This is a genomic window from Thermococcus aciditolerans (assembly GCF_008152015.1).
GTDB lineage: Archaea > Methanobacteriota_B > Thermococci > Thermococcales > Thermococcaceae > Thermococcus > Thermococcus celericrescens.
Map to the genome: position 1 here is coordinate 978,314 of NZ_CP041932.1, position 13,649 is coordinate 991,962.

The 13,649-nt window shown below is 55.9% G+C and carries 15 protein-coding genes; 8 read left to right on the top strand and 7 right to left on the bottom strand.

What is annotated here, in order from left to right; all coding sequences use genetic code 11:
• Positions 1 to 20 precede the first annotated feature (20 nt).
• From hypE to FPV09_RS05410, 3 genes are all read left to right on the top strand, one after another.
• Positions 21 to 1,031: a hydrogenase expression/formation protein HypE gene (gene hypE, locus FPV09_RS05400; protein WP_148882655.1), complete on the top strand. Its 1,011-nt coding sequence runs from the start codon at positions 21 to 23 to the stop codon at positions 1,029 to 1,031.
• Positions 1,032 to 1,121: 90 nt separating this feature from the next.
• Entirely contained in the window at positions 1,122 to 1,415 is a 294-nt protein-coding gene (locus FPV09_RS05405) for a hypothetical protein (RefSeq protein WP_058939149.1), read from the top strand.
• Positions 1,412 to 2,611 carry a cysteine desulfurase gene (locus FPV09_RS05410; protein ID WP_148882656.1) on the top strand — a complete coding sequence of 400 codons (1,200 nt, stop codon included), beginning with the start codon at positions 1,412 to 1,414 and terminating at the stop codon, positions 2,609 to 2,611. The genes FPV09_RS05405 and FPV09_RS05410 overlap by 4 nt, the downstream gene beginning before the upstream one ends.
• Here the strand turns inward: FPV09_RS05410 and FPV09_RS05415 are convergent.
• Positions 2,608 to 3,507, bottom strand: coding sequence for a hypothetical protein (locus FPV09_RS05415; RefSeq protein WP_148883703.1), 900 nt, complete (start codon positions 3,505 to 3,507; stop codon positions 2,608 to 2,610). The genes FPV09_RS05410 and FPV09_RS05415 overlap by 4 nt on opposite strands.
• 233 nt (positions 3,508 to 3,740) lie before the next feature.
• Here FPV09_RS05415 and FPV09_RS12165 point away from each other — a divergent pair, with 233 nt between their 5' ends.
• Together FPV09_RS12165 and FPV09_RS12170 are read left to right on the top strand one after the other, a co-directional pair.
• Positions 3,741 to 4,460, top strand: coding sequence for a hypothetical protein (locus FPV09_RS12165; protein WP_246112324.1), 720 nt, complete (start codon positions 3,741 to 3,743; stop codon positions 4,458 to 4,460).
• A 24-nt stretch (positions 4,461 to 4,484) separates the two neighbouring features.
• Positions 4,485 to 4,991: an IS200/IS605 family accessory protein TnpB-related protein gene (locus FPV09_RS12170; RefSeq protein WP_246112325.1), complete on the top strand. Its 507-nt coding sequence runs from the start codon at positions 4,485 to 4,487 to the stop codon at positions 4,989 to 4,991.
• 21 nt (positions 4,992 to 5,012) lie between these two features.
• Here FPV09_RS12170 and FPV09_RS05425 read toward each other — a convergent pair whose 3' ends face one another.
• From FPV09_RS05425 to FPV09_RS05445, 5 genes are read right to left on the bottom strand one after another with little or no spacing between them, the layout of a single operon-like run.
• A complete protein-coding gene (locus FPV09_RS05425) occupies positions 5,013 to 6,149 on the bottom strand; it encodes an ATP-NAD kinase family protein (protein WP_148882657.1) in 1,137 nt (378 codons plus the stop codon).
• A gap of 4 nt (positions 6,150 to 6,153) precedes the next feature.
• Positions 6,154 to 7,599, bottom strand: coding sequence for a potassium channel family protein (locus tag FPV09_RS05430; RefSeq protein ID WP_148882658.1), 1,446 nt, complete (start codon positions 7,597 to 7,599; stop codon positions 6,154 to 6,156).
• A gap of 32 nt (positions 7,600 to 7,631) precedes the next feature.
• On the bottom strand, positions 7,632 to 8,582 hold the full coding sequence (locus FPV09_RS05435; RefSeq protein ID WP_148882659.1) for a radical SAM protein: 951 nt from the start codon (positions 8,580 to 8,582) through the stop codon (positions 7,632 to 7,634).
• Between the two features lie 45 nt (positions 8,583 to 8,627).
• Positions 8,628 to 8,876: a DUF4405 domain-containing protein gene (locus tag FPV09_RS05440; protein WP_246112326.1), complete on the bottom strand. Its 249-nt coding sequence runs from the start codon at positions 8,874 to 8,876 to the stop codon at positions 8,628 to 8,630.
• A complete protein-coding gene (locus tag FPV09_RS05445; RefSeq protein ID WP_168194735.1) occupies positions 8,873 to 9,664 on the bottom strand; it encodes a hypothetical protein in 792 nt (263 codons plus the stop codon). The genes FPV09_RS05440 and FPV09_RS05445 overlap by 4 nt, the downstream gene beginning before the upstream one ends.
• A gap of 193 nt (positions 9,665 to 9,857) precedes the next feature.
• Between FPV09_RS05445 and FPV09_RS05450 the strand changes: the two genes are divergently transcribed.
• The 3 genes from FPV09_RS05450 to FPV09_RS05460 all read left to right on the top strand — a co-directional run bounded on the left by FPV09_RS05450 (position 9,858) and on the right by FPV09_RS05460 (position 12,295).
• Positions 9,858 to 10,145 (top strand): hypothetical protein, encoded by a 288-nt coding sequence (locus FPV09_RS05450; protein WP_148882660.1) that lies wholly within the window; start codon positions 9,858 to 9,860, stop codon positions 10,143 to 10,145.
• A gap of 41 nt (positions 10,146 to 10,186) precedes the next feature.
• A complete protein-coding gene (locus FPV09_RS05455) occupies positions 10,187 to 10,927 on the top strand; it encodes a Rossmann-like domain-containing protein (RefSeq protein WP_148882661.1) in 741 nt (246 codons plus the stop codon).
• A 123-nt stretch (positions 10,928 to 11,050) separates the two neighbouring features.
• On the top strand, positions 11,051 to 12,295 hold the full coding sequence (locus FPV09_RS05460) for an MFS transporter (RefSeq protein WP_148883706.1): 1,245 nt from the start codon (positions 11,051 to 11,053) through the stop codon (positions 12,293 to 12,295).
• A gap of 6 nt (positions 12,296 to 12,301) precedes the next feature.
• Here FPV09_RS05460 and cdr read toward each other — a convergent pair whose 3' ends face one another.
• Positions 12,302 to 13,627 carry a CoA-disulfide reductase gene (gene cdr / locus FPV09_RS05465; RefSeq protein WP_148883707.1) on the bottom strand — a complete coding sequence of 442 codons (1,326 nt, stop codon included), beginning with the start codon at positions 13,625 to 13,627 and terminating at the stop codon, positions 12,302 to 12,304.
• Positions 13,628 to 13,649: the final 22 nt, after the last annotated feature.

Consider the following 13,649-nt stretch of genomic DNA (forward strand, 5'->3'; position numbering starts at 1 on the left):
GGTTATCCGGAGGGAGAAACATGAAGATAAAGCTCGAACACGGTGCAGGCGGAGAGATAATGGAGGAGCTCCTAAGGGACGTCGTACTAAAGAGCCTGAGCCTGAAATCGGCCGGGGGGATAGGCTTAGACGCCCTCGACGATGGGGCAGCGATACCCTTCGGCGATAAACACCTGGTGTTTACAATAGACGGCCACACGGTCAAGCCACTCTTCTTCCCCGGCGGAGACATAGGGCGCTTGGCCATCAGCGGAACGGTGAACGACCTGGCCGTTATGGGGGCCAAGCCCCTTGCCCTGGCCAACTCCATGATAATCGGTGAGGGCTTCGACGGTGAAGATCTGAAGAGAATACTCCGCTCAATGGACGAAACGGCCAGAGAGGTGCCGGTTCCCATCGTCACCGGCGACACCAAAGTTGTTGAGGACGGGATAGGCATCTTCGTTATAACCGCCGGAATCGGAATCGCGGAGAGGCCGGTAAGCGACGCCGGAGCGGAAGTTGGCGACGTCGTCCTCGTCAGCGGAACGGTTGGAGACCACGGAATAGCGCTGATGAGCCACAGGGAGGGCATAGCCTTCGAGACAGAGCTTGAGAGCGACGTTGCCCCGATATGGGAGGTTGTGGAGGCCGTGGCAGGAGCAATCGGCTGGGAGAACATACACGCCATGAAGGACCCCACGAGGGGCGGTCTGAGCAACGCCCTCAACGAGATGGCGAGGAAGGCCAACGTCGGGATACTCATAAGGGAAACCGACGTACCCGTGAGGCCGGAAGTCAGGGCTGCCAGCGATATGTTGGGCATAAACCCCTTCGATGTTGCCAACGAGGGCAAAGTGGTCATGATCGTCCCAAGGGAGCACGCGGAAGAGGCGCTGAAGGCGATGAGGAGCACGGAGCGGGGGAAGAACGCGGCGATAATCGGCGATGTCATAGAGGACTACAGGGGCAAGGTTCTCGTGGAGACGGGCATAGGCGGAAAGCGCTTCCTTGAACCCCCCGCAGGAGACCCGGTTCCGAGGGTCTGCTGAGTCTCTTTTCACGATTCCCACTTTTGTCCTTAACCTTCGGTTTGGGAAAGCCGTATAAGGCTCTTTTTCCAATTTCAACCGGTGGGGGAGATGATAATCGCAAAGCCCTGCGTAACGATGAAGGGAGTTGTCATAAGTGGCTACTCGTGGGACAGGAAGGTGAAGGTGGACCTGACGAGAACCGCCCAGTGTCTAAAGGAGAAGGGGTACACCGTGAAGAAGCTCCTGCCGGGGATGATGCTCATTCTCGAAATGGAGGGCTACGAGACGAGCGTCTACCCAAGCGGCAAGATAATAATCAAGCTCCTTGAGGACTCAAAGAAGGGTGAGGAGCTCGCTCGAATAATCTACGACTGCGCTGGAGTTCTGGAGGTGGTCTCATGAGGATTCCGGAGGACATTAGGAAGGACATTCCCCTGACTGATGAGGTCATATACTTCGACAACACCGCCACTTCGCTCACCCCCAAGCCCGTGATAGAGGCGATGAACGAGTACTACCTCAAGTACCGCGCCAACGTCCACAGGGGAGTACACAGGCTTTCCCAGATGGCGACCCACAAGTACGAGGAGAGCAGGAAGGTGACGGCAGATTTTCTCAACGCTAAGTTTGAAGAGATAGTCTTCACCAAGAACACGAGCGAGAGCCTCAACCTGGTCTCCCTCGGTCTGGAGGGGTTATTCAAGCCCGGCGACAAGATAGTGACGACGCCCTACGAGCACCACTCCGATTTACTCCCCTGGCAGAGGCTGGCCAAAAAGCTCGGCCTCAAGCTCGAGTTCATAGAGGGTGACGACGAGGGCAACCTCGACCTGAGCGATGCGGAGAAGAAGATCAAGGACGCGAAGCTGGTAGCCGTTCAGCACGTCTCCAACGCCCTCGGCGTTATCCATGAGGTTGAAGAGCTGGGCAAGATGGCCAAGGAGGAAGGAGCGATATTCGTTGTTGACGCTGCTCAGAGCGCCGGCCACATGGAGGTCGATGTCAGAAAGATGAACGCCGACTTCCTCGGACTTTCGGGCCACAAAGGGCCGATGGGACCGACGGGGATAGGCGTTCTCTACATCAATGAGGAGTTCTTCGATATCTTCGAACCGCCGCTGATAGGTGGAGGAACGATAGAAGACGTTGGACTGGAGGGCTACAAGCTGGCCGAGCCGCCGGAAAGGTTCGAGGCTGGAACGCCCAACATAGGCGGTGCGATAGGTCTCGCCGCTGGAATAAGGTACATCGAGAGGATAGGCCTCGACAAAATCGAGAGACAGGAACACAAGCTCGTCAAGAGGATAACAGAGGGGCTTGACGAGCTGGAAGTGCCGTGGTACGGGCCGAGGAACCTGAAGAAGCACGCCGGTGTCGTGAGCTTCAACGTTCCCGGCATTCACCCCCACGACGTTGCCGCGATCCTCGACAACCACAACATAATGGTCCGCTCCGGCCACCACTGTGCTTTACCTGTCATGAAGAGGCTCGGAATAAACGGCACCGTAAGGGCCTCGTTCCATGTCTACAACAGCCTCGAAGAGGTCGAGACTTTCCTCGGAGTAATGGAAGACCTGGTGAAAAGTTTGAGAAGTTAGGGGCGGAACTCCCCCCACTCCATGTTTATTGTCTCTGGAGTGCGGTAGATGAAGGCCGCCTCCCCCTTGTGGACGTGCTTCCTCATCGGGCCCAGTGGAACGCCGTTCGTCTCGTAGATTACGCTCTGAATGTCCGGGTCGTGGTAGAGAACCAAGCTCGGGCCGGCCAGGTTCATTATCGAGTCTATCGCGTACTGGGTTGCGAGAACCGTTACCCTCGCCCTCATTGGGCGGGTTATCAGCGGTATAGCGGCACCACCAGCTGTGGTGTATGCCAGGACGGCGGCGTCGTTGATACCTATCATGGTGTTCCTCCTGTGTCTGACCACCGCGCTCACCACAAGGAAAGCTATGCCCGCCAGGGTTATGCTGTATGTCTCCCCTAGCTCCACCAGGATGTTCTTCCCGAACTCCGGCGGTTTTCCGGAATAGAATGCCTCATCCAAATGTGTGTAGCTCTCCCGGATAACCTCGGCGTATTTTCCATCCGACTTCATGGCCTCGGGAACGCTCTTCACCTTTCCGGCCAAGAAGTCGGCGTAAAGTCTCTCTGTCAGGGTTCTGTCGAGCCCGTAAACGGTCTGGACTATCGTTGCTGCAGTGTAACCATCGAGAATGCCTTTGTCCGCGAGGGCTATTGGGTCGAGGCCCGTTCCCTGGCCGTCCTTCACCCTGATGATAGTGTCAAACCCCTCCTCCGGAAAGTCTCCCTCCGTGTCGAAGATAACTGCCCCGTAGTCAATCTCCCGGTACCTGTCCGCGAAGTACTTCAGGGCCTTCCCCGGCCACTCGTCCATTCCAAAGACCTTGAGAGTCCTACCGTGGTAAACGGGGTCGTAGAAGGTGTCCTCCCCCTCACGCTCAAAGAGCCTAACCGCTATACGGCTGTACTTCATATGGTTCACCGATGGAGAATAGGAAAGGTTCTATAAACGGCTTCTGGTTTAATACCTCAACTGTTCGTTTTGAGCGGAAGTTTTAAGAGTTTTCATGATTAATAGTAGGTACATTGGGTGGAGAACGAGACTCTACACTCTCAAACAAGCAAATGAAATATGCCCCTGTACCAACCCAAAAATGTAAAACGCACGGAAAGCATGAAAAAACTTATCGAGGAGGTCGAGAGTGAGTGAAAATCGTTCTCACTTACAAGATGACTCACGAGTGGAACGCTCAGGAACTCCTCACCGAGTATCAGAAACTCCTCCAGCGGGCGATTGATGAAATCTGGGAAAACACAACTTGGAAGGAAAAGAAGGTAAAACACCGCTACTCCATTGGAAACGGAAAATACAAGTATTACGAGACAACCCGGCTAATCCCCTACTTCCCAAAATCCAGCGAGTTCAAGAGGGAATTGAGGAATAAACTCCTCAAGAACTGGCCTTTTGCCAAACACTACGTTGATTCGGCGATAAAAACCGCCTACTCAATCCTTGAGAGCTGGAGGCAGAACTACCTGAAGGGAAGGAGAAAGAGAAGAAAACCAGTAGTAAAGAGGAAGTTCGTGCGAGTTAAGACCACGTTAATGAAGGTTGAAGGCTCGAAAATCAGGATAACCGTCAAACCGAGGGAGGAATACCTCGAACTCGACTATTCTGGAGAATGGTTTTACGAGAGGATTGCAGGCTGGAAGGTTGGGGAACTGATAATTAGAGAGAGGGACGTTTATCTGACCTTCTCGCGGGAAGTTGAGTTTTCGGGAAGGATTAAACTCGGGATTGACAGCAACTTAATGAGCCTCGACGTTTATCATCCGGAGAAAGGCTGGATTAAGGTGGATTTGAGTGAACTACACAGGATTGCGGAAACCTACGATGGGATTATTGATAAGCTAAAGAGTATCTAGCGGAAAGCCCCAAAGAGGATTGGAATGCTCCTTAGGAAGTATTACGCGCGTAGGAGGAATAGAATTGAGGATTTCTTAAATAAACTCGCCGTTCAGCTCTCAAGAGAGTTTCCTGACGCTATCTTCGTCTTCGAGGACTTGAACAAGTTCAAAATGCTGGAGAACGGTTCGAGGGATTTTAATCGCAAACTTTCCCGCTCGACTTGGGGTAAAATTGTCCAAAAACTCTCTTACCGTGTTCCAATTGAACTGGTCAATCCTGCTGGCACTTCCTCCACCTGCCCGGTGTGTGGGAGTGGGTTGGAGTCCCGAAACGGGCTGGTGGAGTGTTTTAACTGCAGGTTTAAGGCCGATAGACAGTTCGTTGGAGCGTTTAACCTTTTCGCTCGGGGAGTTGGGGTCGCCCTGAGCGGGGGTGAGGCCCGTGATTTACTCCCCTATGAACCCGGAGGGGAGTTGAGGCTGATGAGCCCCAAGTCCGTCGTGAGGGTGGACTTGAACGGGAGGACGTTTATTCATGTTCCTCCCTAAAACCCCACGACGGACAGACCCCTAAACGACCTTCACCATCCGCTCCATCCAGGGGCTGACGCGGACGCGGATGTAGCCGCGCAGCTTGTCATCAACCTCCCTGTCGCCGGTGTAAACCCTGAGCGAGCCGTTCCTGAGCTTGGAAGGCGTTGCCACAACTATTATGTTCTCCTTGGGAATCCTCCTCAGAACCTCGGCCGAGAACTGCTGGTTTCCCCTACCGAATATGAACCCAAGACCGCCTATTACGGTGACGATGACCCTCGGGCTATCTCCAACAAACTGTAGAAGATCCTTCTCGGCTGCATCCCTTACGAGGAGTCTGGTCTTCCCGTTTCTGACCTCCACAACATCGACCCCAAGGAGCGTTCCATCGATGCCGAGCCTGTCTTTTATTCTTTTTATTGTTGAGCCTGAACCGAGGAAGTATATTCCATCGTTCTCGAGGATTTCCTCCACCACTGCCTCCGATATCGCATCAAGTTCGTCCTCCTCATCGACAGGAATCCTCTCCTTACTGCCCTGGATCAGGGTCTCAACCACCGGAACGAGGGCCCTTCCGTAGGTTCTCGCCTTAACCTCATCGTGCCTGTAGGCATCCTCGTCTATGTCCCTCACGTCCCTCTCCCCCAGGTTGGCGTTCCCTCTGAGGAACTCCACTAGGAGCCTCGCGGCATCCTCCGGTGAATACGCAAAAACTCCAGAGTACATCTTGACGCCGGTTGGAATGCCGAGGAGGGGCGTCTTCTCGTCTATTGTCTCCACGATGTCCCTCGCGGTTCCGTCGCCGCCGGCGAAGACTATCAGCTCAACCCGTCCTAGCATTCTCTTCACGAGTTCCTTCGTGTCGTCGCTATCCGTATCCGGAATCCTAACGCCGAGGACTTCGCGGTAACGTACATTCCTGTGTCCGATGACCTCGTAGGGAAAATCGAACTCCGCCAGAACCTCTTCCCCCAAACCATCGGGGCCGGTTAAAAACTCGACCTCCTTTCCCTCCGCGTAGTTGCTCAGCTCGTGGAGGAAAAGCCTCACAACGTCGGCCGCGATGGGCCTTGCACCCCTCGTTATCGCCTCCTCAACGACGCCGTCCGTGCCCTTCAATGCCACCTTCCCGCCCATTCCAGCTATGGGATTGATTATCAGTCCAACGCGCATGGTATCACCTCATGTACTTCCTCGCGAACACCGTCAGGAAGACCGCCCACATAAACATGCCAAACAGGGCCTCGACCGAGGCTATAACCCTCCCCACACCTATCGGGTGGTAGTCGCCGTATCCAAGGGTCGTCGCGGTAACAACGCTGAAGTATTCGTAGTCGAGGAAGCCCATGCTTCCGGAGATGCCCTCGACGCTCCGCGTCAGGGAGAACAGAACCGGGAAGATGACGTTGACCGCGCCGAGCCATATGAGTATGGGCCTCTTCCAGTCGGTGCCGTACTTGCAGGTCAAATCCGCGAAGAGCCACTCGAAGGCGGATTCCATCCTCATGAAGAGCCTTTTAATCCCCTTCCTCCTGCCGCTCAGCCGGGAGTTTCTCTTGGCCACCATCTCCAGGTAGTAGTAGCGGTCGGCCCTCTCAAAGTCCCCGTTCCGCTCCCAGCTTATCCTGGCGAGGCGGTAGAGAACCTCGGCCGCGCGGTGGCTGTTGAACTTACAGTCCTCGACCTCAACGAAGCCCTCGACGTTGAGTTCCACCGGGATGTTGGGTAGAACCGTGGAGTTCCAGGCGAAGTCGCCGTGGAAAGATACCTTCCGGAATATCAGGTTGCCCATGACCCTCGTGTGCACGAACTCGGGATTCCTGAGCCAGCTTCCCAGGATTTCGGCGTGGCCAAAGACGTTGAGGTTCTCGAGCACGAGGTTGCCGTGGAACCGCCGCACGCTCAGCCTGACCTGCCTCTTGAAGCGCGCCGACTGGTCGAAGCCTATGTCCCGGAGAACGAGGGCGGTGGCCTTAACGGCCCTCTCGCGCGACTCGGATGGCTTTATGCCGTGTTCCTCGAGGATTTTCCGCAGAAGAGGATAGCGAACGTTTATTCCAATCCTGCGGACTTCACTCAGGTCGCTCAGCTCTATCCTCCCGGTCGCGGTTCTGCGCTCCCCGTACTCCCTCTCGCCCTCCTCCCCCTTGCCGGTGTACTCGGTTGAGTTTATCATGACGTAGCGAACGCTCGAATTCCTGATGTAAACCGAGTTGGAGAACCCAACCCGCAGCAGGTTCAGGCCGAAAACGTGGGAACCGTGAACGGTGAACGTTCCAAGCTCGCTCTCAAAGACGACCAGCCTGCCCACCGTGGAGTTGTAGAAGGTTACACCCGGCACGTTAACGCCGTCAAAGAGTATCGTCCTGATGTGGGAGTTTTTAAACACTATCGGCTTCTCGGCTTTGAAATCGCCTATTTTGACGTCGTAGAGGTAAACGCCCTCAAAATAGGTCTGGCCCACCCTGAGCCTCCTGAGAAAAGCCTCCTCCTTCACCCTCTTTATTTCATCCCCCAAAAGCTTCTCGCCCTCGTCGTAGGGTATGTGAAGGGGGCAGTAGGTGGAGCCCTCGATGGGCTTCAACCTGCACCTCTGCCCGTTCTCGTAGGTGTACTCGCACATGGCCCTCCCAGGTAAACTAGTTTCCCGAATAATTAAGGTTTTCTCCTGCTCGGAAGGGCGCGCATGTAGAAGCGCCTTCCCCCATATTCGAGTTCGATCAGCTTTCCGTCCCTGATAAGCCCCTCCACCACGTCCCAGCCGGCCCCGGCTTTTCTCAGGAGCTCCCTCACGGCTTCTTCCCTCATCGGGTGCACGGCGGTTATGCTCAGCAGGTCTTCCTCGACGTTCCCGGTTGAGGCGAAGGCGTTCCCCTCGTAGCCTATGAGGTACTCGACACGCTCTTCCCCAAGGCGCTCGCTGAACAGCTGGTATGCGATGTGTATCGTCTCCTCGTCCGCCGGTTCGACCCACTGCTCGGCCGGAGGCCTCGTGGGGATTCCTATATACGCCCTGTCCGGCTTGAGCTCCGCCAGAAAGTCCGCTATCCTCTCAAGCCCGCCGTTGTAATCAACGTTTATCAGCATGGTCTCGGTGACGAGCTTTCCTCCGAAGCCGTCCGCGAAGGTCAGCATGCCGTCGAGGATTTTCTCAAGCCTCAGGCTCTTGTGGGGTCTGTCCACCCTCCGCCAGAGAAGTTCGCTCACCGCGTCGAGCTTCATGGAGACGAAGTCGAACTCAAAAAGCTCCTCCCTGACGTCTTCGCGCCATATCAGCGAGGAGTTCGTGAGTATCGCCAGGGGTATTCCGAGGGTTTTCAGCATCTCCACCTCTCTGGAGAGGTTTACGTCGAGCGTCGGCTCCCCGTCGGGAACGAAGGTGATGTAGTCTATCCTTTCCCCGGCCGCCTCAGCCTCCTCAACCTTCCTCGAAGCCTCCTCAAAGATCAGTTCCGGCTCGTAGAACGCCCTCCTTTCAACCTCCATCCTCAGGGTTCTGCCTATCTGGCAGTAGACGCAGGCGTAGGAGCAGACCTTGTCGGGTATGTTGTCTACCCCAAGACTCTTACCGAGTCTCCTCGATGGAACTGGACCGAAGGCTATCATGTCACCACCGGAATTAGGTTAACCTAAAAGCGTATAAGGTTTTGCCTAACCCCTGAGCCTCCGGAAGTACGCCTTCATGGCACTCCAGTTGAGGGCGATATGGACGAAGGATAGGCCAAAGAAAGCGAAGCCAAGGTATATGTGGAGCGTGTCCGCTAGCGATACGGGAAAGGTGACTCCCAGCTCGGCCGCCAGGGGCGCCACAAGAAGTATAACACCCGTTATCCCCGTTACCAGCCAGAGGACGAAGAGAACCAGTGAGACCCACATTCTCAGGCCGTAACCCATGTTCATCCCCTCGTGAACCTCTTCCCATCGATGATTATCACGTCAGCCTTGAGCGAGCCCTCCTCCTCGCTGGCTAGTATCTCAACACTCTCGCCCGGCTTCAAAAGGGCCAGCATCTCGCGCCAGTTGTAGGTGAGCCCATCCGGCCCCGTCCATTTTCCTCGGATTTCAATGGTGTAGTTGTCAACGACCACCACCCTGGAAACCTCATCCACGGCAGTCACGGTGCCGGTAACGTTTACCTCAGTCATGTTGAGGACTTCCTCAGGGGTTGGGGCGCTCTGGTTGGAGGTAACGTTGCCCTCTGGAACCCCAACGTAGAATCGTATCGTAACCCTCTCCTCAGTTCCATAGGGACAGCCGGAACCATACTTGAAAACCACGTCGAGACTGCCGTTGCCAAGGACTTCAACGGTGTACTGTTTAAACGCCGTGTACGGATCCGTGAGTTCTGTCTCCGTTTCGTCCACGACCCTGACGTTGTCGGGATTTTCAACCAGGATTTCCCAGTCGGAGTAGGGACACGGCTGTGCGTGCTTGAACTTCACGGTCACATTGAGGGTGACATCCGTTCCCGGCCTGGGGACGTACGCCTCGGCCGGGACGACGCAGAGGACATCATCCCCCTCGTGGGACGTTGCAAAACCGACGTAGTAAGTCCCATTTACTGGAGCCGAAGGCAAGCCAGGGGATACCGGCGATGAGGACACCCTGTCCTCGGCTAACCTAACCAGAAACGGAAGGGATGTGAACACGATGAACAGGACGAAGGCGACGGCAAGTTTCCGCTCCATACAGGTAGCAATTACATATGAAACAAAATTTAAACTTTTGGGTCGCTTTTGTAAACGGATTTGTTTTCTTTAACGAAATTATTTACTCAAAATGTTTAAATCCATAACGGTGTGTATCCCCTGGTGAAGACTATGAGGAGATACGTGGGGCTGCTTTTGATCTGGTTCTCTTGCTTGGAATCGCATCAAGCGGATGCATAAACGGCAACCTGTCTTCTCAGACGAGCTCAACATCCCCCGTTACTCCAACGGAAAATGGACGGTAGTTCTAACGCTGGTTGGACCCTCTGGAGAGAAGAACCTAACCCTCGATGAACTAAGAAAGCTCCCCCAAGCTGAGGGTACCGGCGGTTACAAAACGAAGTTCGGCTCTATAAAGGACATTAGGTACCTACAAGGGGGTCCCCCTGAAAGCGTCCTTGAAAAGAACCCTCTGGTGGTCTACGAAGACGGAAGGTTCAAAATACCGGAGATGGAATAGATAACCTGAAGAGGATTAAAGTTGAAAGATGAGGTGTTCGTATGCTACTGGCCGAATTTAAGAAAAAGGCCCTGAGGCTCATCGACGAGGAGCTCAAGGTTCTGGACTTCTCCTTTGGCCTGCCCTACACCTACGTGCTGATTGAAGGAAAGAGGGGAAAAGCCCTCGGCGTTGCCATGACCCTCCCCGAGGAGATACAGAGATTCGACAACTCCATCGAGGAGCCTGCTCTGGAGGCGTTCATTGAAAAGGCCGACAGCCTCAACGTCATCGAGAGGTCCCTCGGTCTGGCGGCGATAAACGCGGTTTCGCAGTACTACATCGACCTCGGCAGTGCAAAGTGGATTGACGCCGTGGAACTGCTCGACGGTGACATCGAAAAGGTAGCGGTCATCGGAAACATGCCGCCGATAGTCAGGGCCCTGCGGGAGAGGGGCTTCAAGCTCTACGTCTTCGAGAGAAACCCAAAGCTCTGGGACAGGGAAACGCTGAGCGATTCCCTGGAGTACTGGCTCCTGCCAGAGGTGGACGCCGTGATGGCGAGCGCCTCCTGCATGATCAACGGAACCCTCGACATGCTCCTCGACAGGGCAAAGAATGCCAGAATTTTCCTCCTGACAGGCCCCACAGGACAGGTTCTCCCGGAGTTCCTCCAGGGCACAGGGGTGACCCACGTGGCCTCGATGAAGGTCGTGAACATTGAAAGGGCGATACTCCAGCTGAAGCTCGGCTGCTTCAAGGGCTTCTCCGACGAGAGCAGGAAATACGTCCTCGAAATATGAGGGTTTCTTCTTCCTTCTTTATTCCGGGCCCACTGAATGAACCATTCTGAACATTACAGTATCCTCCGCGTCACGAATCTTTTTAAACCAAACCGGCCTCCCGGAGGCCTCAAGGTGAGAAAAATGAGTCAGAGAGTTGCCATCGCGGTGAGGAACGCATCGGTCGCAAACCGCTACCGCTACATCCCCAAGATGCCCAGGTGGTTCTACTCCTTCGTGCCGTTCAAGGTGGCCACCGGCGGAAGCTCCGCCCTGGTGAGCCTCTACCTCCTGGAACTCGGGGGGAACGCCTCAACCGTTGGATTGACCTTCGCTCTTGCAAGCCTAGCCTCGATGCTCGGCGCGCTGTTCTGGGGCAGGGTGAGCGACAGGACACTGCGGAGAAAGCCGTTCATACTCCTCGGCTTTGCCAGCGTTCCGCTCTTCCTCACGGCGATGGCCTTTGTGAAGACCCCAGCCCAGCTCATCGCGGTAAACACGGTATACGCATTTTTCCTCGCCTCCACCCTATCGGTCCCCATAGCCCTCGTGCTGAGGAGCGTCAGGAAGCACAGCTGGGACCACGCCATCGGCAAGTTCAACGAGATAAGCGGCTGGGGGTGGGTCCTCGGTCTAGTCCTCGGTTTCGGCCTGTCGAGGTTCCTGACCATGCCCCAGCTGTTCCTCGCCTTCGCCATCCTGGGCCTGCCCTCGGTCTTTATGGGGGAGCGGATGATACGGGAGGCTCCGATATACATCAACAGGCGGGCGATCAAAGCGTTCGGCAACTACGTCGTCGAAAAGGCCCGCTACTTCCCCAGCTTCATACTCCACACCAACTTCAGCCTTCCAGAGGGCCTGGGGAGGTTCTACATAGCCTTCCTGCTCTTCTGGATAGCGGCGGGCCTCTACTTCCCCCAGATGCCGGTGCTCCTCACGAGTGAGGGCTACACGAGGGAGGTTGTGTATCTAGCGCTCATAGCCAACTCCGCGGTCTCGGCGATGAACTACACCCGCGTCGGGGCCGCGATGAGAGGCGGAAAGGAGGGAGTCCTGAGAAAGGGACTGCTCCTCCGCGCCGGGGCCTTCGCTACGATGGTGCTCGGAATGCTGGTCTCCCCAGCGCTGCTCCCGCTGGCTTTCGCCTCTTACATCCTGGCGGGCTACTCCTGGGCCTTCATCGGAATCTCCTCGACTGCCATAGTGAGCGAGAGGGCGGGAGAAAAGGAGAAGGGCAGTGCAATGGGGACTTACAACGTCGTCAGCTCGGCGGGATACATCACGGGCAGCGCCATAAGCGGCACACTCATATCATCGGCGGGATTTGGTGCGGCGTTTGGTCTCGCGCTTGCCCTGATTGGGGGGAGTATCGCCCTGCTGAAAAAGTGAGAGGAGTCAGAACTTGAGAACCCTGGCAAGAACTATGAGCGGGTCCCAGACCGGGGCGAAGGGCGGTGCGTAGGCTAGATCCGTGAAGAAGGCATCCTTCGTGGTGAAACCCGCGGTGAGCATCGTTGCAGCCGTGTCTATCCGGGGCAGTATCTCGGCGCCGACGACCTGAACGCCGAGGAGTTTATTGGTCTCGTTGTCAACGACCCCCTTGAGCCATATCGGCTTCGAACCGGGATAATAATGCGGCTTCGTGCCGGCTTTTATGAAGGCCGTCCTGACGTCGTAGCCCTCCCTGATAGCCTCCGCTTCGGTTAGACCGGTTTTTCCTATTTCCAGGTCGAGGAACTTGGTTATGCTCGTTCCAAGAACGCCCGGGAAGATCACGTCCCTTCCGGCGATATTGCTTCCGGCAACGTATCCCATCTTGTTTCCGGGCGGGGCAAGCGGTATCCAGACGCGCCTGCCGGTTATCAGGTGCCTCGTCTCAGCGACGTCACCGGCGGCGTAGACGTTCTCGACGCTAGTTTCCATCCTCTCGTTGGTCCAGATGGCCCCGGTCTCTCCAATCCTGACCCCCAGCTCCCTAGCGAGCTCGGTGTTGGGCTTTATGCCCGTCGCCACGATCACCATATCCGCAGGGTACTCACCGGCGTCCGTGATAACCCTCTCGACTTTTCCATCGCCCTCAAAGCGCATCGTTAGTTCCTGAAGGCGGAGGTTGAGGGCGCCCTTGAGCTTCTCCTCAACGATGTCGGTGATCTCCTTGTCAAATGTCTTCCTGAGGATGCGCTCGCTTCTGCCGATGAGGGTGACGTTCTTACCCTGGGCGACGAAGGCCTCGGCCATCTCAAGGGCTATGTAACCCGTTCCAATGACAACAACGTTCCTGACATCGTGCTTTTCCATGTATTCCCTTATCGCGACTGCGTCGGGTGGAAGGTCCGCGGTGAAAACCCCCTCAAGGCCGCAGCCCTCTATGGCTGGAACCTGGGGGGAGGCACCGTTGGCGAAGACGAGATAGTCCCACTCGTAGGTGTGCTCCCCATCGGGTTCCCTGACCCTGACCGCCCCCTGGTCAACCTCAAGGACCTCCGCCCTCATGTGGAGGTCTATACCCCTCTTCTTGATGAAGACCTCCGGCGGGTAGTGCATAAGCTTCTCCTTCGGCGAGATGCCCTCGACAACGTAGGGCACGCCGCAGGGGGCGTGGCTGACCCACTCCGTTGCCTCGAAAACCTTGACGTCCCACTCAGGTTGGAGCCTCTTAACGCGAGACGCGGCGCTCATTCCAGCCGCTCCACCGCCTATGATAACCACCGTCTTCCCCATGAGCATCACCAGAAGAGGTTCA